This is a genomic window from Ruegeria sp. SCP10 (assembly GCF_040329495.1).
Taxonomy (GTDB): domain Bacteria; phylum Pseudomonadota; class Alphaproteobacteria; order Rhodobacterales; family Rhodobacteraceae; genus Ruegeria.
The window spans coordinates 405633-423374 of record NZ_JBDZYF010000001.1 but is presented as its reverse complement, the minus strand read 5'-3'; the positions used below and the strand labels follow the sequence as shown (position 1 = coordinate 423374).

Below are 17742 nucleotides of genomic sequence, written 5' to 3'. Positions count from 1 at the left end.
TGTCAGTTCGACAGGCCGACCAGAACGAACCGGTCTTGCCGTCGGTCGCGTAGCACCAGCACTTCGGTACCCTGTTCCAGCGTGTCACTGTCTTGCAGCGGCTCGGCCCGCAGGTAATGCGCATTGCCAAAGCGATCCATGACCCGAACCTCAGCCGGGCGTCCCCGCGATGCAGTGCCTTGCGAGATGAAGCCACGGCGACGGGCCAGCATCCGCTCGGACATTGCCTCAGTCTCGGTCTTGGGCAGAAGGCGCGCAAAGACGCCCCCGAAGCCGCGTGCAAACCAAAGACCAAAGGCTCCAGCAGGTAGGGCAGCCACCCAGCCAGGCAGGTCAAAGCCCAGCAGATCGCGCAGTGCAAGCTGCAGGCCCATGCCTGACAGGCCGAAACCGGCCAGCAGAACAACAAGCCAGATCATGACCGGTACCCTGCCGATACCCAGCCAGGCCAACGGACCCGCTGAGGCGACCGTGGGCGCGTCAGGTTCGACATCCGCCAGTTCAAAATCGCCCAGATCGACATCCGCATCGATGTCGAGGTCAAAACTGCCGACATCCAGATCCGGCCCGTCAGCCATATCCAAATCAAGATCGCCTTCGCCCGCCATCAGGCTAGCCCCCAGCAGCAAAGCGATCAGTTCAAGCGCCAGAAGGCCGAACAGCAATGCAAGCGCCAGGGTAAAGGGCGCAAAAGCACCCTCGAGCAAAAAGTCGAACATAAGGAAATAGCCCTCGTTATTGTATACTTTGGTATACTTAAAAGATGGGAGTTCATTGTCGAAATTCAAGAGGTTGTGATTCAATATTACAACCTATGGGTAGTTTGGCGCGCGACACTTCGGCAATCGGTGACCTTTGGTCAACCTGTTTTTTCCATATCGTGGCACCGAAAATGTCATCCAGATGAAAGCCGGGGTTTTTCTGGCCGATCACATAAGGTAGACGGGCGCGCAGACAGATACGTGGAAACGCAAAATGGCCCGGATTCTTATTACCTCGGCGATCCCCTACATCAACGGGATCAAACACCTCGGCAACCTGATCGGCTCGCAATTGCCTGCCGATCTTTACGCACGCTACCAGCGTGGCCGGGGGAATGAGGTCATGTTCCTCTGCGCCACCGACGAGCACGGCACGCCTGCTGAGTTGGCTGCCGCCAAAGCAGGCAAGCCGGTGGCCGAATATTGCGCCGATATGTATGCGGTGCAGGCCGATATCGCCAAACGCTTTGGCCTCAGCTTCGATCACTTTGGGCGCTCGTCCAGCGAACAGAACCGGCATCTGACGCAGCATTTCGCGGGCAAATTGGATGAGGCCGGTCTGATCCGTGAAGTCAGCGAGAAACAGGTCTACTCCAATGCCGATGGTCGTTTTCTGCCAGACCGCTATATCGAGGGCACCTGTCCCAATTGCGGCTACGACCATGCGCGCGGTGACCAGTGTGAAAACTGCACCAAGCAGTTGGACCCGACCGACCTGATTGAGCCACGCAGCGCAATCAGCGGCTCGACCGATCTTGAGGTGCGTGAAACCAAGCACCTCTATCTGCGCCAATCGGCGATGAAGGATCAGCTGGATGCCTGGATCGACAGCAAGACCGATTGGCCGATCCTGACCACATCCATTGCCAAGAAATGGCTGCATGACGGCGACGGCCTGCAGGATCGCGGCATCACCCGCGATCTGGACTGGGGCGTTCCGGTCAAGAAAGGCGATCAGGACTGGCCCGGTATGGAGGGCAAGGTCTTTTATGTCTGGTTCGACGCACCGATCGAATACATCGCCTGCGCCAAGGAATGGGCCGACGCCAACGGCAAGACGGATGCCGATTGGGAGCGTTGGTGGCGCACCGATAAAGGCGCGGATGACGTGCGCTATGTCCAATTCATGGGTAAGGATAACGTCCCCTTCCACACGCTTTCCTTCCCGGCCACCATTCTGGGTTCGGGCGAGCCCTGGAAGCTGGTCGACCACCTGAAATCCTTCAACTATCTGAACTATGACGGTGGTCAATTCTCGACCTCTCAAGGCCGTGGCGTCTTTATGGATCAGGCGCTGGAGATCCTGCCCGCCGACTACTGGCGCTGGTGGCTGCTGAGCCATGCGCCGGAAAGCAGCGACAGTGAGTTCACCTGGGAGAACTTCCAGCAATCGGTGAACAAAGACCTCGCCGACGTGTTGGGCAATTTTGTCAGCCGGATCACCAAGTTCTGCCGCTCGAAATTCGGCGAGGCCGTGCCCGAAGGTGGAGAATTCGGTGCTCGCGAACAAGAGCTTATCGCCGAGCTGACCCGCCGTATCCGCGCGTACGAAGAACATATGGAATCGATGGAGGTCCGCAAATCGGCGCAGGAATTGCGCGCGATCTGGGTTGCGGGAAATGAATATCTACAATCCGCGGCCCCTTGGTCGACCTTCAAGGAAGACCCGGAACAAGCCGCCGCGCAGGTGCGCCTGGGCCTGAACCTGATCCGTCTTTACGCCGTGCTCAGCGCGCCATTCATCCCCGACGCTTCAGCACGGATGCTGAGCGCCATGAACACGCTGGATACAGGCTGGCCCGACAGTGCTGATGCGGCGCTGAACGCCCTGCCCGCCGGACATGGGTTTGCGGTTCCGGACGTTTTGTTCGCCAAGATCACGGATGAACAACGCGAAGATTGGCAAACCCGTTTTGCCGGAACACGCGACTGATAGGCTGGCATATTCGCTCGACTCTATGACCTAAGGCGAAGGTTCCAACCTTCGCCTTATTTGTGTTCGGCATCCCGATTATCCACGGGTTCAGCACCCATATCTACATCTGTTGCACATCTAAGTTGGCCTGCAATCAGAACAATTTCCGGCCCACTCCAACTCACCGCGGTATTCAAGGCGCTTGAGATATGTCTCTAAACGAGCCATCCTGATTTAGACATCAATCGACTCGTCGTGGCCTCCTGCCATGACGCATATTCCTTTTTAACGAGGCGTCCGCCATGCCCCTTGAATTGAAGAACTCTATCCTCCGCTATCAGGGTCCGGCTTTGGCCATCGCCGCCCTGGCCAGTTTGGGCGTCAGCTATACTGCGCTGGCGCAGGATCAAAGCGAGGCGCCAGCCCCTAAAGTGTCAATCGCGGCGGCTTATACGCAAGAGATCACAGATGAGGCGGCGTTCATCGGACGGGCCGAAGCGATCAACAAGGTCGATATTGTGGCGCGGGTGAATGGATTTCTGGAAAGCCAGAATGTCGAAGACGGTGCGCTCGTCACCAAGGATGAGCTACTGTTCACCATCGAGCCTGACCTGTATCAGGCCACGCTTGAGGCCCGCAAAGCCGACCTGAACCGGGCCCAAGCCAATCTGGAACTGGCAAAGATCGACCTTGATCGTAAAGAAGAATTGTTCAAACGCGACGCAACGCCTGAATCCGAACGCGATACAGCCCGCGCAAACGAATTGGTTGCTGAGGCCGAGGTCAAAGCCGCAAACGCTGCAATTCAACAGGCTGAGTTGGACCTGAGCTATACTCAAATCCACGCCCCGTTTGACGGGCGGATCGGGCGCGTGACCACCAGCGTTGGCGATGTGGTTGGCCCCACAAACCCGGCATTGGTCAATTTGGTCAGCGAAGCCCCAATCTACGTGAATTTCTCTCTGAACGAAAAGCAGTTCACCTCGATCCTTGAGCAATTTAACGAAAACGCAGCCTCACTTGCGGAAAGTGACCAAAGCCCGAATGTCCATGTGACCCTGCCGAACGGCACGGAACTGGATGAGACCGGCGAAATCGTCTTTGTCGACAACCGCATCGACCCGCTGACGGGTGCGATCACAATGCGTGCCGAGTTCGACAATGCCAAACGACTGATCCTTGACGGCGCATTCCTGACCGTTCACATTGAGGCGTTGGAGCCTACGCTGCAGGTGCTGATCCCGCAGGCCGCCTTGCAACGCGACCAGCGCGGTGAATTTGTTCTTGTGGTCAATGACAAGCAAATGGTGGAACAGCGTTATATCACCACGGGTGATACGGTCGATACTGCGATCATTGTACTGGACGGCCTACGTGAGGGCGAAAGCGTGATCGTCGAAGGTTTGCAAAGGGTACGCCCGGGCGTCGCGGTTGACGCGGTTGTGGCCTCAGAGCAGCCGGGAGAGTAACACATGTTCTCGGCCCTCTTCATCAGCCGGCCCAAGCTGGCGCTTGTCATTTCGCTTGTCCTGACGATCATGGGCGGCATCGGCTATATGGTTCTGCCGGTCGCCCAGTTCCCGGACATCACGCCACCCGTTGTCAGTGTGACCACCACCTATACCGGTGCCAATGCCGAGACCGTGGAAAACACTGTCGCCGCACCGATTGAGGCGCAGGTAAACGGTGTTGACGACATGATCTACATGACGTCAACCTCGTCCGATAACGGTTCGTATTCGCTGAATATTACCTTCGAGGTCGGCACCGACCCCGATATCGCCTCGGTCAATGTGCAGAACCGCGTGGCGCAGGCCATGTCTTCGCTTCCAACCGAGGTAACATCCTCGGGCGTGGTCACGCAGAAAGCATCGACCAACATGCTGTTACTGGTGACATTGACCTCGCCCAACGAGACCTATGACAGCGTGTTTCTGTCGAACTACGCGTCGATCAATCTGAAAGACGCGCTGGCGCGGATTCAGGGTGTGGGCAAGGCGGATGTTCTGACCAATCTGGAATATGCAATGCGCATCTGGATGGACCCAGACAAGATGGCGGCCCTGTCGATCACACCCGGAGACGTGATCAACGCTATTCGGGAACAGAATATCGAGGTTTCGGCGGGTTCAATCGGTTCGCCCCCAGTGCCCGAGGGGCAAACCTTTCAGTACACGATCAAATCCAAGGGTCGCCTGACCTCCGCTGCCGAATTCGGGGATATCGTGATCCGCACAGGCGATGCCGGGTCGATCGTGCGTGTTCGTGACATTGCGCGGGTTGAGCTTGGGGCACAGTTCTATTCGGCCTCGGGCTATTTTCAGGCCGTTCCCGCCACCGTGATTGGCATCTATCAGGCCCCGGGCGCAAACGCGCTGGCTGTCTCCGAACGGGTTCAGGCCGAGTTGGAAAGGCTGTCGCGTTCCTTCCCAACGGATGTGGAATATGATGTGCCCTTCAATACTACGGATTTTGTCGAAGCCTCGTTGAACGATGTGGTCTCGACCCTGATCCTGACCTTTATCCTTGTGATTTCGGTGGTGTTTGTTTTCCTCGGCAGTTGGCGGGCTACTATCATTCCAGCCGTCGCCATTCCGGTGTCACTGATCGGCACCTTTGCCTTCCTTTTGGCTTTTGGCATGTCGCTGAACACGATCTCGCTGTTCGCTTTGGTGCTGGCCATCGGGATCGTGGTGGATGATGCCATCGTGGTCGTGGAAAACGTCGAACGGATCATCGCAGACGAAGGCCTGTCCCCGGCCGAAGCCACCCGCAAAGCCATGGGCCAAATCACAGGCCCCGTCATCGCAACCACGTTGGTACTGCTGGCGGTGTTTGTGCCCGTGACCTTCATGCCTGGCATTTCAGGCCAGTTATATTCGCAATTTGCGGTGACCATTTCGACCGCTGTTGTGATCTCTTCCATCAACGCATTGACCTTATCGCCAGCACTGTGCGGGTTGGTTCTTAGGGCGCGTTCCGGCCCTCCAAAAGGTGTGCTGGCTCTGTTCGAACGATTCATCGGAACAGTGCGGAACGGCTATGTCTCGATCGTGCGCAAGCTGCTGATCTTGCCGATTGTTGCCCTGGGCGTGATCGTAGCGCTTGCGATGGGAACCGGAACGATCATGTCCAACACCTCCAGCGGTTTCATCCCGCTTGAGGATAACGGCTATCTGTTCGTTGATGTTCAACTGCCCGATGCGGCCACGCTGGAGCGGACAGAGACGGTGACCGCGCGTCTGGACGATCAGATACGCGAGATACCCGGTGTTGCCAGTACGGTTCTGGTGAACGGTTTTTCATTGCTCAACGGCACCACCACCAACGGCGCTGCGATTTTCGTCAACCTGGACAACTGGAATGACCGGCAAGAGGATGATCTGAGTGCTGATGCCATTCTCGCCAAGATATTGGCGATTGCGAATGGCGAATCCGCAGCCTCGGTCCTGGCGTTCAATCCGCCCCCCATTCAGGGCCTCGGCATGTCCGCCGGGGTTGAGATGGAGGTGCAGCAAACCGGAGGTGGTACGCCGCAGGATTTGGCCTCGGCCGTGGGATCCTTTGTCTACGCGGCAAATCAACGGCCAGAAATCGGCCAAGCCTACACGACCTTCCGCGCCAACGTTCCGCAATTGTTTGTCGATCTGGATCGGGAAAAGGCCAAGACCCTGCAGGTTTCAGTGGCTGAGATCTTCCAGACCATGCAGGCGCAGCTGGGATCGTACTATGTGAACGACTTCAACCTGTTTGGCCGGGTCTATCGGGTGATGATCCAGGCAGATGGGACCTATCGGGACAATGTCGAAGATATCTCGAACCTCTACGTGCGTTCTCAACAAGGCGAGATGGTACCACTGGGCACGCTGATCGATGTGGAAAACGTGCTGGGCCCGGTTCTGTTGAAACGGCATAACCTGTTCCGCTCGGCCACGGTCACGGCCGTGCCCGCACCAGGGCTGTCCAGCGGCGACGCAATCAGCGTGATGACTGAGGAATCCGCCACCGCCCTGCCCCCCGGCTATGCCTTCGAATGGACCGGGACGGCACAGCAGCAATTGGCCTCGGGCAGTCTGGTGATCATCATCCTTGGGCTGGCCATCCTGTTTGGCTACCTGTTCCTTGTCGGCCAGTATGAGAGTTGGTCTATGCCCGTGTCGATCCTACTATCGGTGATCGTTGCCCTCTTCGGAGCGGTGGCCGCCGTGGCCATCGTGGGCAGTGATATCAACCTCTATACCCAGATCGGGATGATCATGTTGGTGGGTCTGGCCTCGAAGAACGGGATTTTGATCGTGGAATTCGCCATGGAGCAGCGCGCCAAAGGTCTGTCGATCAAGGACGCGGCAGCCGAGGCCGCCTATCAGCGTTTCCGCGCGGTGATGATGACGGCGCTGTCCTTCCTGCTGGGGGTTGTTCCGCTGCTGGCGGCCAACGGGGCTGGTGCCGCCAGCCAGAAGGCCATCGGTGTGGCCGTGTTCGGCGGCATGCTCGCAGCTACCCTGGTGGGCGTGATCCTTGTGCCTGTGCTGTATGCCCTGATGCAAAGCCTGCGCGAATGGCTAAAGGGCAGCAAACGTGATCCTGATCCGGCAACTGAGACCAGCTGAGATCAACGGCCATGAAACATGATAAAGCCCCGTGCTAGTCACGGGGCTTTCTTTGCTGCGACGCTATGCGGCACCGACCGCTGCCCGGTTGCGTCGCCGCAAAGTAACCTCGCGGATTACGGCCTGTGCTTCTGGTGACGGGGACTGCTCAATCCGGCGATAGTCACTACCGTCGATTTGTCGTGTCAGCAGCCCACAGGAGATCATAGTGCGCCGCAACGTCGCCGGGTCATCGAACAGGTGCTCTTGCCCAAGCCGTTCATTGACCTCTGTCTCCGTCAGGCTGATGCCAGCAGGGATGCTGGCCCACAAGGCCCATAGGGCAAGGGTCTGCACAGCACGTCTGGACGGCCATCGTTTCAGGCACCCTGCGGCGTCGAATTGAATGAACGCCCGCTCGACCGTCCGCATATCCAGCGGCTCTGCATCGGGTCGCGTTTCGATACGCCGCTTGGCCGCGTTGGAAGCCCGCATATGCTGCAGGTTCTGAAACCCGGCCGCGCGGGCCAGCATGTTCATCAGGCTTAGATGAGGCGGGCTGGCCTCACCCAATTGGTGGTTCAAAGCACGCGCGAACCCGGTTAGGTCATCCACGTGCAAAGGGATAGGAGTTTTGGTCATCATGCATCCATATCGGGCGTTTTGTACGCTCGTCGGTCGCTGACTTAACGAAACAACGCCCCTAGGAATTGCGATGTCGTTTCAATCTGAATGGCAGGTTTAGCTCTCCCGCAGGAGCAGCGACGCCTCGGTGACTGCCGACCGTACGCAACGGCTAACATGCTCAGCCCCGGCAGCCAAGCCTTCGATGGCCTATGCCTGTAGGCGCTGCGCCATCCACTGATCGATCCGTTCGATCTGCTCAGGCTTCAGCCGCAGACCCAGCTTGTTGCGCCGCCAGACCACATCCTCGGCCCTGCGCGCGTATTCCTTGTCCATGAGCCAGGTAACCTCGCGCGCGGTGAGCGTTGCGCCGAAATCCTCGCCCAGATCGGCAGCCTTTGCTACATCGCCCAGGATCTCTTGCGCCTCGGTCCCGTAGGCACGGATCAGGCGCGCTGCCCATGCGATGTCGAGGAATGGATAGTCTGCAACCAGCTTGTCCCTAAGCGCCTGCACACCATCAACAGGGAAATCCCCGCCGGGGAGTACCACACCCGCTGTCCAGGGGCCTGGCAAATCCGGGAAGTGCTCACCCACCTTCTCCAGCGCGCTTTCAGCCAGACGGCGATAGGTGGTGATCTTGCCGCCAAACACGTTCAGCACCGGCGCGCCGCCGATTGCGTTCACCTTCAACGTATAGTCACGCGTTGCCGCCGTCGCGCTGCTGGCCCCGTCATCGTAGAGCGGGCGCACGCCGGAATAGGTCCAGACGATATCGCCCTTGGTCACAGGCTGCGCGAAGTATTTGGTTGCAAAGGCGCAGAGATAGTCTTTCTCAGCCTCGGTACAAACCGGGTGTTCAGACGGATCCGCATGGTCCTGATCAGTTGTGCCGATCAGCGTAAAATCCTGCTCATACGGGATGGCAAAGATGATGCGCCCATCTTCGCCCTGGAAGAAGTAACACTTGTCATGATCGTACAGCCTGCGCGTCACAATATGGCTACCACGGACAAGCCGCACGCCTTCGCGCGAGTTCACGTGGATTTTGGATTGGATAATGTCCCCGACCCAAGGGCCACCGGCGTTGATCAGCATCTTAGCGCGGATGACCCGCGTTTCATCACTGTCACGATCCCTGATCGTAATCTCCCACAGATCGTCAACCCTGTGGGCCGATACCACCTCTGTCCGCACCATGATCTGCGCCCCACGCGCCTCGGCATCGCGGGCGTTCAACACGACCAACCGCGCGTCCTCGATCCAGCAATCGGAATACTCGTAGGCGGTTTCGAACTTTTTCTGCAATGGCGCGCCTTCGGGTGCGCTGCTCAGATTCAGCGAGCTGGTTCCCGGCAGGATCTTGCGCCCACCGAGATTGTCATACAGAAACAACCCCAACCGGATCAGCCAGGCTGGACGCCGCCCGCGCATCCACGGCATCACGGTGCTGAGTAGTTTTGAGGTCGGCGTTTCGGAATCAAACCGCATATCCTTGTGGTACGGCAGCACAAAGCGCATTGGCCAGCTGATATGCGGCATCGCGCGCAGTAGCGTCTCACGCTCGATCAGCGCTTCGCGTACGAGCCGGATTTCGAAGTACTCCAGATAGCGCAGACCCCCATGAAACAACTTGGTCGAGGCTGACGAGGTGGCAGACGCCAGATCGTTCATCTCAGCCAAAGTCACCGACAACCCGCGCCCGGCGGCGTCGCGCGCGATACCGCAGCCGTTGATCCCGCCACCGATGATGAACAGGTCTGTGATTTGATTGTCGGTTGACGTCATGGTCTGTGATTCCCACTCAAATCCGGTTGTCTGCATTAATCAGAGCACTCTTCGTAGAATCAAGCTTTATGTTCGTTTATTTTCGTTATGCAATACTGCTATGAATTCTACGCAGAGAAACTTGCCAAATCGACAAGAAAGAACATAAACGAAGATGTCTGAACCACACGGAAACGCCGATGTCGCTATCCTTTCGCCAAGCCGATATTCTTGAGATCGCCAGCGCCGAAGGGCGCGTCACGGTCGATGGGCTGGCCGAGCGGTTCGGGGTTACCGTCCAGACCATCCGGCGCGATCTCACCGAGCTGGCCGAGGCCGGCAAACTGGACCGGGTGCACGGCGGCGCGGTTCTACGGTCGAGCCTGGCCAATATCGGATATGAGGATCGCCGTACCCTGAACGCGGATGCCAAGACCCTGATGGCGCAGGCCTGCGCGCAGGATATTCCCGATGGTGCATCGGTTTTCCTTAACATCGGAACCTCAACCGAAGCCGTTGCCCGCCAGTTGCTGAACCACAAGAACCTGATGGTGGTGACCAACAACATGAATGTCGCCAATATTCTGGTCGATAACCCCGATTGTGAGATCGTGGTAGCGGGTGGTATTTTGCGACGCTCAGATGGAGGGCTGATCGGCAACCTGACCGTGTCGACCATACGCCAGTTCAAATTCGACTACGCGGTGATTGGATGTTCCGCACTGGATGCAGATGGCGATCTGCTGGATTTTGACTTCCAGGAAGTCCATGTCAGCCAAACTATCATCGCACAAGCGCGTCACAGCCTTCTGGTTGCAGATCATTCGAAGTTCCAACGTTCAGCCCCGGCGCGAATTACCTCTCTGGCCGAGATAGACAGCGTCTATACCGATCAGGTGCTGCCCGGTAAGTTGCCGCAACACTGCCGCGAGTGGCAAACAGACGTCATCATGTGCGACTAAAGACATACCATTTTCAACGCTTGGGCGAGTTGCGCGGCTTGCCAGATGGAAACTGTCCTGACACAATCCAAGAAATACGAACTTGTGCACGGGAAGGGGAGCACCGGGCCATGATTGCTCTTTTGTTTGTATTGTTTATTGCCACGATGGGACTCAACTATTTCAATATTACTAAAGCGGGCAACGCTCTGTTTTTTGTCACGCTGGCCATTTGTATCTACTGGTTGAAATTTCACGCCACCACCCCGCTGACAATTCAACTCTGAGGGATTTGCCATGACACCTGAACTGTCCCGCACCCTCAACGCGATCGGCATGCTGGCCGTGAGCCTCGTTCTGGCGTTGGCGTTTTTCTATCAACTTGTTCTTTATGAACTGCCCTGCCCACTTTGCCTATTGCAGCGTGTCGGTTTTGTTGCTGTGGGTGTTGGGCTTGGCCTAAACCTGCTTTATGGCGCACGACCGCAACACTATGCCATCGTATTGATCGCAGCCTTGTATGGCGGCAGTGTATCGATCCGGCAAATTCTTTTGCACATCGTGCCGGGAACCGGGCATTACGGGTCTCCGGTTTTGGGGCTGCACTACTATACGTGGGCCGGAATCGCCTTTTTCCTTGTCTTACTTGGCACATCAATCATGCTGCTGTTTGAACGCCAATACGTGGGGTCTTCAGATCATGAACCTCGCTTTGGCGGCAATACACTGGCAAAGATCGCTTTCTTCGTCATGCTGGCTCTGGCTGTGCTGAATGCGGGTTCGACCTTGTTGGAATGCGGCCCCGGCATATGCGCTGACCCTCCGACAAGCTACAAGTTGATTGACGAATTGGATGCAGGCAACTGAAGATAGATTAACCTTCCCAAACAGGAGGCGCGAGCATGGGACTATTGGGACAGCCGTTAGGCTACTACGACTACCTGACTTTCGTGGCATTGATCCTGCTGCTGGCCGCCGTGATGGCGTTGTTCCTGTTCATCATGGGACTGCCCGGCCGCATTGCGATCAAACGCAACCACCCGCATGCCGAAGCGGTCAAAATCATGGGCTGGATGGGATTTCTGGCCGTTGTGCCTTGGGTCCATGCTTTTATGTGGGCATTCCATGACGGCATCACGGTCGATATGCGCCGTGGGCCGGATGAAGAAAAAGAAGCCATTCGCAAAGACATTGAACGTCTGGGAGGAACGGTGAAAGAAGAATATCAGGCCGCGTCCGACGAGACGCAGAAAAGCTAAGGCCAAAGGAAACACTCTGACATGTTCGTCGCCCTCGGCATTACGCTATTCTACATCATTTTCGTCTGGTTCATCTTCTTCAAGATGGAGTGGCTCAAGTTCAACATCGCCTGGGGCATGGTCTCGTTCTGGGTGGGTGCGCACTTGCTGCTGATTTTCCTTGTCGCGTTGCGTTTCTTTCAACCTTTCTCAGTCGACAGCCATGTGGTGCGATCCACCATTCAGATCGTCCCGAAGCTGACGCAGCCCACCATCCTGACCGAAGTTCTGGTTGAACCGAACACACCTGTGACAAAGGGCGATCCGCTTTATCGCTTTGATGATACGGTTTTTTCGTTGGCTGTAGACAATGCGCAGGCTCAATTGGTCGCGGCGCAGCAGAACGCAAAAATCCTGGAACAGGACGTGATTGCCAAGACCGAAGCAGTCGAGCGGGCAAATGCACAGCTGGACTATGCGCTGACCGAGCAAGCCCGGTACGAGAACCTGGTTCCGGCGGGTGGCGCACGTCAGGATGAGCTGGACCGCTGGAACGAACAGGTGGCCGAAGATACAGCAGGTGTTAAACAGGCAACCGCGAACCTGCAAAAGGCGGTTCTGGCGCAGGAATCCCAGATCGACGGGGTGAATACCGGCATTCTGCAAGCACAGACACAATTGGCCGAGGCCGAATACTTCTTGAACAACACGACGATCTACGCCCCAGAAAACGGGATGATCGTCTCGCAACAGGCCCGTCCCGGTCTGGTCGTTGGCGATATACGTCTGGGCGCGATTGCCAGCTTCGTGACCGAAGATAACCCCTATCTTCTGGCCACGTTCCGTCAGCAGAACCTGAAATTCGTCGAGGTTGGGCAAGAGGTTGAGGTCGCACTAGACCTCTACCCCGGAGAGATCCTGCCCGGCAAGGTCGAGGCGATCTGGTGGGCCACACGTCAGGGGCAGTATCTGCCCTCGGGCCGCCTGCCCGGTTTTGAGCTTCCGAAACTGCCCGGCCGGATCGCGGTTCAGATCACGGTCGAGATGCCTGAAGAACATATCTTGCCAGCGGGCGGCCACGCCGCCGTTGCCATCTACACCGGTCAGGGCAAAAGCTTTGAGTTCCTGAGGCGCATCAACATCCGCCTCTATTCCTTCGCCAACTTCATCCGACCGCTGGACATTTGAGGACGCAGACCATGAAACGGGCCACCTTTCGCAATTTGATAGGAACGGCCCTTTGCGCGGCGATGCTGGCTGCCTGCACTCCGCTGGGCCCCGATTTTGTGCGCCCGAATTCGCCGGTCGTGAAAGAATGGATCGAGGTCAACAGTCCAAGCGCCGGACAAAGTGGCCTGACTGCGCGCAGCGCGCCGGTTGTGAAGTGGTGGGAGACGTTCAATGACCCCACCCTCAACAAACTGGTGGCCGAAGCCTATGCCCAGAACCTGAGTTTGCAGGTTGCAGGGGCACGCGTATTGCAAGCGCGGGCGCAGCTGGGGATCGCCTTTGGTGAGCTTTATCCGCAATCGCAGGCACTTGGCGGGTCTCTGCAACGGCGCGAGATCAGTGACAATCTTGGCCCGATTGCAGACATCAATCGGATCATCCCGTTGGATACAGAGTTTTCGACCTCGCAAGTGGGCTTTGATGCCCAATGGGAGCTGGATGTCTGGGGCGCACAACGTCGCGGCGTGCAGGCGGCACGGTCGAACCTCGCCTTGCAGGTGGCGAACTATGATGACGCGTTGGTCACGCTGACCGGGGATGTCGCGGCGCTTTACGTCAATATCCGCGCGTTGCAGGAGTCGCTGGCCGTTGCCCGCGAAAACATCAAGCTACAACAGGAATCGGCAGATCTGACGCAATTGCGGTTCAACAACGGCGTCACGACCGAACTGGACGTTCAGGAATCGACCGCCCTGTTGAACAACACCAAGGCGCTGGTGCCCGAGCTAGAGAGCGATCTGCAACAGACCAAGAATGCGCTGGCCGTATTGCTGGGTGCGACACCTTCGCGGATGACCGGCCTTCTGGGCAATTCCGGTCGCATCCCTTCGGCGCGCTCCAATGTCGCCGTGGGCGTTCCGGCCGAGTTGCTGCGCCGTCGCCCTGATGTCCGCGCCGCCGAACTGGCCGCGGCCACCCAATCGGCGCAGGTGGGTATCGCCATGGCGGACCTCTATCCGCAGTTTGTTCTGTCCGGCTCAATCGGGTTGCAGGCCTCGGGCGGGCGCGACCTGTTCAGTTCGAACAGCACGACGGGTCTGGCCAGCGCGGGTGCGGTTTGGAACGTACTGAATTATGGGCGCATCAAGAACAACGTGCGGGCGCAGGACGCGGCCTATCAGGCTTTGATCGCAAACTACCAGAACACCGTGCTGACGGCCTATTCCGAGGTCGAAAGCGCCATGGTCGCCTATGCACAGGCACGCAAGCAGGTCGGGTTCTATCAGCAAAGTGTCGACGCCTCACGCAAGGCTGCAGAGATCGCGATCAGCCAGTATCGTGATGGGATCGCCAGCTATTCTCGCATTCTGAACACCCAGACCGCGTTGCTGCGGTCTCAGGCCAATCTGATCGAGGCGCGGCAAGAGGTGTCCAGCAATCTGGTCGCTGTCTACAAGGGTCTGGGCGGCGGCTGGCAAATCCGTCAGAACCGGGAATTCCTGCCGGATACGGTTCTGGCCGAGATGGCGTATCGCACCGATTGGGGAGACCTGTTGCAACAGGCACCAACCGGAGCCAGCCTGAACTAACCCCTACTTGGTCAACCCGCGCAAACCGCCTGAGATCAGGATGTTCACCTCATAGAGGATGCGTGGAGCAGAGAACCCACCGGGGCTGGCCAGATAATTTGGGCTCCACTCCGGGTCGAACTTTTGTTTGAACGCACGCAGCCCTTCGAAGTGATAAAACTGTTCCCCGTGTTCATACACAAACCCGCCAATCCGGTTCCAGATTGAAGCGAGTTGGCGGTTCTCGATCCCCGAAAACGGGGCCGCGCCGAGCGAAAACCAATGAAAGCCCTGCTCGGATCCCCAGACCATCATTTCGGCAAACAGCGCATCCATGACAAAGCTGGGGCTGTCGGGCTCGTACCGCATCAGGTCCAGCGAGAGCTCGGATTTATTGCCACCCTGAAACAGATTGGCGAAGGCCTTGATCTGCCCGGTCTCACCGTTTCTCAGCACCGCATGATCGAAATAGGACAGATAGGCGTCATCAAAGCCGCCCAATGCAAACCCCTTTTCAGCCCCCGCCTTCTGCGCTAGCCAATCATCCGAGATTGTCCGAAGTTCCGGCAGCACCGGCGCGAGCTTCTCTTTTGGGATGATCTCAAACACATAGCCTTCCCGTTCAGCCCGGTTCTTGGCCTGCCGGAACCGTTTGCGAGATTTGCCGTCCAACGAAAAATCCCGAAGCGGAACGCGGGCGACTTCGCCGATTTTTAGGATCGATAGACCCAGATCAAGGAAGGTCGGCAGGTATTTGGTCGAAACGCTATAGAAGGCGCACAGCTTGCCCTCTCGATCCGCCATCTCGCGCAGTTGCCAGATCAATTGCTGCCCTGCCTTTTCATCCCCCACTGGCTCGCCCTTGGAAATGATCGCATTTCCAGTGTCCGCGTAGGCAATAAAGGCCGACTCATCCGGTGAAATCAGGAATTGCTTGTCCCCGGTCAGCGAAATCTGGGACTCTGTGTCCTCGCTCTGCATCACCAGCCGTTCCACGACCTCGGGGATGTCAACGCGCTCGGGCACCGGAATCTCGCGCCCGAACAGCGAGGTAACCGCGACGATGCCCACGATCACCGCCACAACAAGGCTCGAACGTAGGAAGCGTGAAGCATCGCCGTTCCAAGCGAATTCCCACCACAGCGCATTTTGGTATTCGACGTGCGAATAAGCAAAGAGGCCGATCCAGAAAATCACGGCCAACAGAACGACTACACTGATCAGCCACGGAATGTTCAGCCGGAAGATCGACGCCCCGCTGACCCGGTAAAACGCCCCGCGGAACAGCGCAAGAACAGCGATTGTACCCAGCATGCTGATGGCTTCGTGAGTATCCAATCCCTTGGCAAGCGATGCGGCAAATCCCGCCGCCATCAGCAACATGGCGACGACCCAAGCGCGGTAGAGTTTGCGGAACAGACCCCTGGAGATCAATAACAGCAAAACGCCGACTGCACTGCCCGCCAGATGCGAGGCTTCGACGAATGACAAGGGCAGCACATCGCGCAAGACGCTGAGGTTTTGCGAGTTCGATGGTAACGCGCCTGAAACCAGCAAAATCACGCCGGCAATCGCTGCTACACCCGCCGCCACCATCGGAACAATCGGGCGGATCGCTCGATAGACCCAGATCGCCGCTCCGCCGATCCGGTGGCGTTGCGTCAGGGCCGAGGCGACGGCGATCGTAAAGCTTGCGATAGCGAAAGGCAGAAACGTGTAGACAACGCGATACAACAGTAGCGCCGCGATCACATCCGACCTGCCCGACGCGCCCAGCCCTGCGATGATAGTAGCCTCGAAGACGCCGATCCCGCCGGGGGCATGGCTTAGGATACCCACCGCAATGGCACCGACATAAATCGCAAAGAAATACGGGAAACCAACACCCAGATCATCGGGCATCAGCACATAGAGCACCATGGATGCGCCAAACACATCGCCCAAGGCTGCAAGAGTCAGCAGGCTGGCCAGTTTCCCACCGGGCAGATCGAATTCGAACCCTGCAAATGAAAACCTACGCCCACCGCTGGACAACCAGACAAAAACCGCCACCAATCCGGCCAGTAAAAACAGGCCAATAGCCGTCTCAACCGTTTCACTGATGGGCAGAACTTTGGATATCCCATCCGGGTGCAACGTCAAAAGCACCCCCAGGATCAAAGTTAGCCCCATCCAGAACGCCACCCAGGACGTGGCGATCACCCCTGCGACCCGTGCCAGATCCAACCCCAGCGAAGCGTAGATACGATACCGGATTGCGGTACCTGTGATGTATGAAAATCCCAGACAGTTCGAAACCGCATAGCCACTGGCCCCGGCCATGCCCGCAACCGGTAATGGTACCTCGCCGTCAGCAACACTTTGGACAGCAAAGACATCGTAGAAGGACAGCGACAAAAAGCTGACAGCCGTCCAGCACAGCGCGATGAAAAACACGGTCCACGGGGTTGCCGCGATATCAGATTGCACATCCGACCATTTCACATGCGCTGACAGGTCATGCAGTATCGTCAAAGCGACCAGCGTGATCACAACAGGAATGGCAATCCGCACCCACGGCTTTTCCAGAAGGCCTGTTAGCTTTTCAGCCCATTGCAGGGCTTTGGGCTCAACGCCTTGGTCTTGTGCGGTCATGGCTCTGGCCCCTGCCTGTGGATCAGCTTTGGCGGAACTGTGTCACAATTTCCTTCCGGTTCAAAGCGCTAGGGCAACTAAGATGTGGTGTTACAACCGCCCCTTCCGCGTTGACAGCAGCAGGTTGGTTTCGGATCGGGTGATCCCCTCCATACGTCTGATCTGAAACAGAACTTCATCCAGCTCTACCAGCGTTTCGGTGCCAATCTCAGCAATCAGATCCCAACTGCCATTGGTCGAATGTACGGCACGCACCTGACGCATGGCGCCGATACGCGCCATGGTTCGTTCAGTGCCACGCCCTTCAATTTCCAGCATCATCAGGCCACGCACCGGGCTTTGAGCCTCATCCCGCCGGGTCAGCACAGTGAAACCAACAATCTCGCCAGACTGTTTCAGCCGCTGCATCCGACTGCGTACGGTCGTGCGGGTCACGCCCAATGTTTCCGCAAGTTCCGACAGGGATGCGCGCGCATCCCGATGCAAAGCGCTGATCAGGCGCGTATCCAGTTCGTCCATTAGACCTTTCCATTTC

Annotated in this window: 14 protein-coding genes; 9 read left to right on the top strand and 5 right to left on the bottom strand. The window is 57.5% G+C overall.

Going from position 1 to position 17742, the window contains the following annotated elements; all coding sequences use genetic code 11:
* Positions 1-2: 2 nt before the first annotated feature.
* The gene (locus ABLN87_RS02155; RefSeq protein ID WP_353007086.1) at positions 3-719 is read right to left on the bottom strand and encodes an OB-fold-containig protein; all 717 of its coding nucleotides are present in this window, start codon (positions 717-719) and stop codon (positions 3-5) included.
* Positions 720-975: 256 nt separating this feature from the next.
* Between ABLN87_RS02155 and metG the strand changes: the two genes are divergently transcribed.
* The 3 genes from metG (at position 976) to ABLN87_RS02140 (ending at position 7286) form a co-directional block, all read left to right on the top strand.
* Positions 976-2694, top strand: a complete 1719-nt coding sequence (gene metG / locus ABLN87_RS02150; RefSeq protein ID WP_353007083.1) for a methionine--tRNA ligase — start codon at positions 976-978, stop codon at positions 2692-2694.
* 284 nt (positions 2695-2978) lie between these two features.
* Complete coding sequence (locus tag ABLN87_RS02145) at positions 2979-4145, top strand: efflux RND transporter periplasmic adaptor subunit (protein WP_353007080.1); 1167 nt, start codon at positions 2979-2981, stop codon at positions 4143-4145.
* A gap of 3 nt (positions 4146-4148) precedes the next feature.
* Entirely contained in the window at positions 4149-7286 is a 3138-nt protein-coding gene (locus ABLN87_RS02140) for an efflux RND transporter permease subunit (RefSeq protein ID WP_353007077.1), read from the top strand.
* Positions 7287-7349: 63 nt separating this feature from the next.
* Here the strand turns inward: ABLN87_RS02140 and ABLN87_RS02135 are convergent, their stop codons facing one another.
* Both ABLN87_RS02135 and glpD read right to left on the bottom strand, forming a co-directional pair.
* On the bottom strand, positions 7350-7907 hold the full coding sequence (locus ABLN87_RS02135; RefSeq protein ID WP_353007075.1) for a DUF2087 domain-containing protein: 558 nt from the start codon (positions 7905-7907) through the stop codon (positions 7350-7352).
* A gap of 192 nt (positions 7908-8099) precedes the next feature.
* Complete coding sequence (glpD, locus tag ABLN87_RS02130) at positions 8100-9677, bottom strand: glycerol-3-phosphate dehydrogenase (protein WP_353007073.1); 1578 nt, start codon at positions 9675-9677, stop codon at positions 8100-8102.
* Between the two features lie 179 nt (positions 9678-9856).
* Here glpD and ABLN87_RS02125 point away from each other — a divergent pair, with 179 nt between their 5' ends.
* The 6 genes from ABLN87_RS02125 (at position 9857) to ABLN87_RS02100 (ending at position 14594) form a co-directional block, all read left to right on the top strand.
* Positions 9857-10618, top strand: coding sequence for a DeoR/GlpR family DNA-binding transcription regulator (locus ABLN87_RS02125; protein WP_353007071.1), 762 nt, complete (start codon positions 9857-9859; stop codon positions 10616-10618).
* Positions 10619-10728: 110 nt separating this feature from the next.
* Positions 10729-10884, top strand: a complete 156-nt coding sequence (locus tag ABLN87_RS02120; protein WP_353007068.1) for a DUF5993 family protein — start codon at positions 10729-10731, stop codon at positions 10882-10884.
* Between the two features lie 10 nt (positions 10885-10894).
* On the top strand, positions 10895-11464 hold the full coding sequence (locus ABLN87_RS02115; protein ID WP_353007066.1) for a disulfide bond formation protein B: 570 nt from the start codon (positions 10895-10897) through the stop codon (positions 11462-11464).
* A 35-nt stretch (positions 11465-11499) separates the two neighbouring features.
* On the top strand, positions 11500-11856 hold the full coding sequence (locus ABLN87_RS02110) for a DUF3302 domain-containing protein (protein ID WP_170518099.1): 357 nt from the start codon (positions 11500-11502) through the stop codon (positions 11854-11856).
* 21 nt (positions 11857-11877) lie between these two features.
* A complete protein-coding gene (locus ABLN87_RS02105) occupies positions 11878-13023 on the top strand; it encodes an HlyD family secretion protein (protein ID WP_353007063.1) in 1146 nt (381 codons plus the stop codon).
* Positions 13024-13034: 11 nt separating this feature from the next.
* The gene (locus tag ABLN87_RS02100) at positions 13035-14594 is read left to right on the top strand and encodes an efflux transporter outer membrane subunit (RefSeq protein WP_353007061.1); all 1560 of its coding nucleotides are present in this window, start codon (positions 13035-13037) and stop codon (positions 14592-14594) included.
* A gap of 3 nt (positions 14595-14597) precedes the next feature.
* Here ABLN87_RS02100 and mprF read toward each other — a convergent pair whose 3' ends face one another.
* Together mprF and ABLN87_RS02090 are read right to left on the bottom strand one after the other, a co-directional pair.
* A complete protein-coding gene (gene mprF / locus ABLN87_RS02095) occupies positions 14598-17207 on the bottom strand; it encodes a bifunctional lysylphosphatidylglycerol flippase/synthetase MprF (protein WP_353007059.1) in 2610 nt (869 codons plus the stop codon).
* 90 nt (positions 17208-17297) lie between these two features.
* The gene (locus tag ABLN87_RS02090; RefSeq protein WP_170530226.1) at positions 17298-17726 is read right to left on the bottom strand and encodes an Lrp/AsnC family transcriptional regulator; all 429 of its coding nucleotides are present in this window, start codon (positions 17724-17726) and stop codon (positions 17298-17300) included.
* Positions 17727-17742 lie beyond the last annotated feature (16 nt).

Bases quoted from the DNA above. Each gene is read 5' to 3' on its own strand.
- metG (WP_353007083.1), top strand. From the start codon at position 976: ATGGCCCGGATTCTTATTACCTCGGCGATCCCCTACATCAACGGGATC.
- ABLN87_RS02100 (WP_353007061.1), top strand. From the start codon at position 13,035: ATGAAACGGGCCACCTTTCGCAATTTGATAGGAACGGCCCTTTGCGCG.
- ABLN87_RS02155 (WP_353007086.1), bottom strand. From the start codon at position 719: ATGTTCGACTTTTTGCTCGAGGGTGCTTTTGCGCCCTTTACCCTGGCG.
- ABLN87_RS02120 (WP_353007068.1), top strand. From the start codon at position 10,729: ATGATTGCTCTTTTGTTTGTATTGTTTATTGCCACGATGGGACTCAAC.
- ABLN87_RS02115 (WP_353007066.1), top strand. From the start codon at position 10,895: ATGACACCTGAACTGTCCCGCACCCTCAACGCGATCGGCATGCTGGCC.
- ABLN87_RS02105 (WP_353007063.1), top strand. From the start codon at position 11,878: ATGTTCGTCGCCCTCGGCATTACGCTATTCTACATCATTTTCGTCTGG.
- glpD (WP_353007073.1), bottom strand. From the start codon at position 9,677: ATGACGTCAACCGACAATCAAATCACAGACCTGTTCATCATCGGTGGC.
- ABLN87_RS02145 (WP_353007080.1), top strand. From the start codon at position 2,979: ATGCCCCTTGAATTGAAGAACTCTATCCTCCGCTATCAGGGTCCGGCT.
- ABLN87_RS02090 (WP_170530226.1), bottom strand. From the start codon at position 17,726: ATGGACGAACTGGATACGCGCCTGATCAGCGCTTTGCATCGGGATGCG.
- ABLN87_RS02125 (WP_353007071.1), top strand. From the start codon at position 9,857: ATGTCGCTATCCTTTCGCCAAGCCGATATTCTTGAGATCGCCAGCGCC.
- ABLN87_RS02135 (WP_353007075.1), bottom strand. From the start codon at position 7,907: ATGACCAAAACTCCTATCCCTTTGCACGTGGATGACCTAACCGGGTTC.
- mprF (WP_353007059.1), bottom strand. From the start codon at position 17,207: ATGACCGCACAAGACCAAGGCGTTGAGCCCAAAGCCCTGCAATGGGCT.
- ABLN87_RS02110 (WP_170518099.1), top strand. From the start codon at position 11,500: ATGGGACTATTGGGACAGCCGTTAGGCTACTACGACTACCTGACTTTC.
- ABLN87_RS02140 (WP_353007077.1), top strand. From the start codon at position 4,149: ATGTTCTCGGCCCTCTTCATCAGCCGGCCCAAGCTGGCGCTTGTCATT.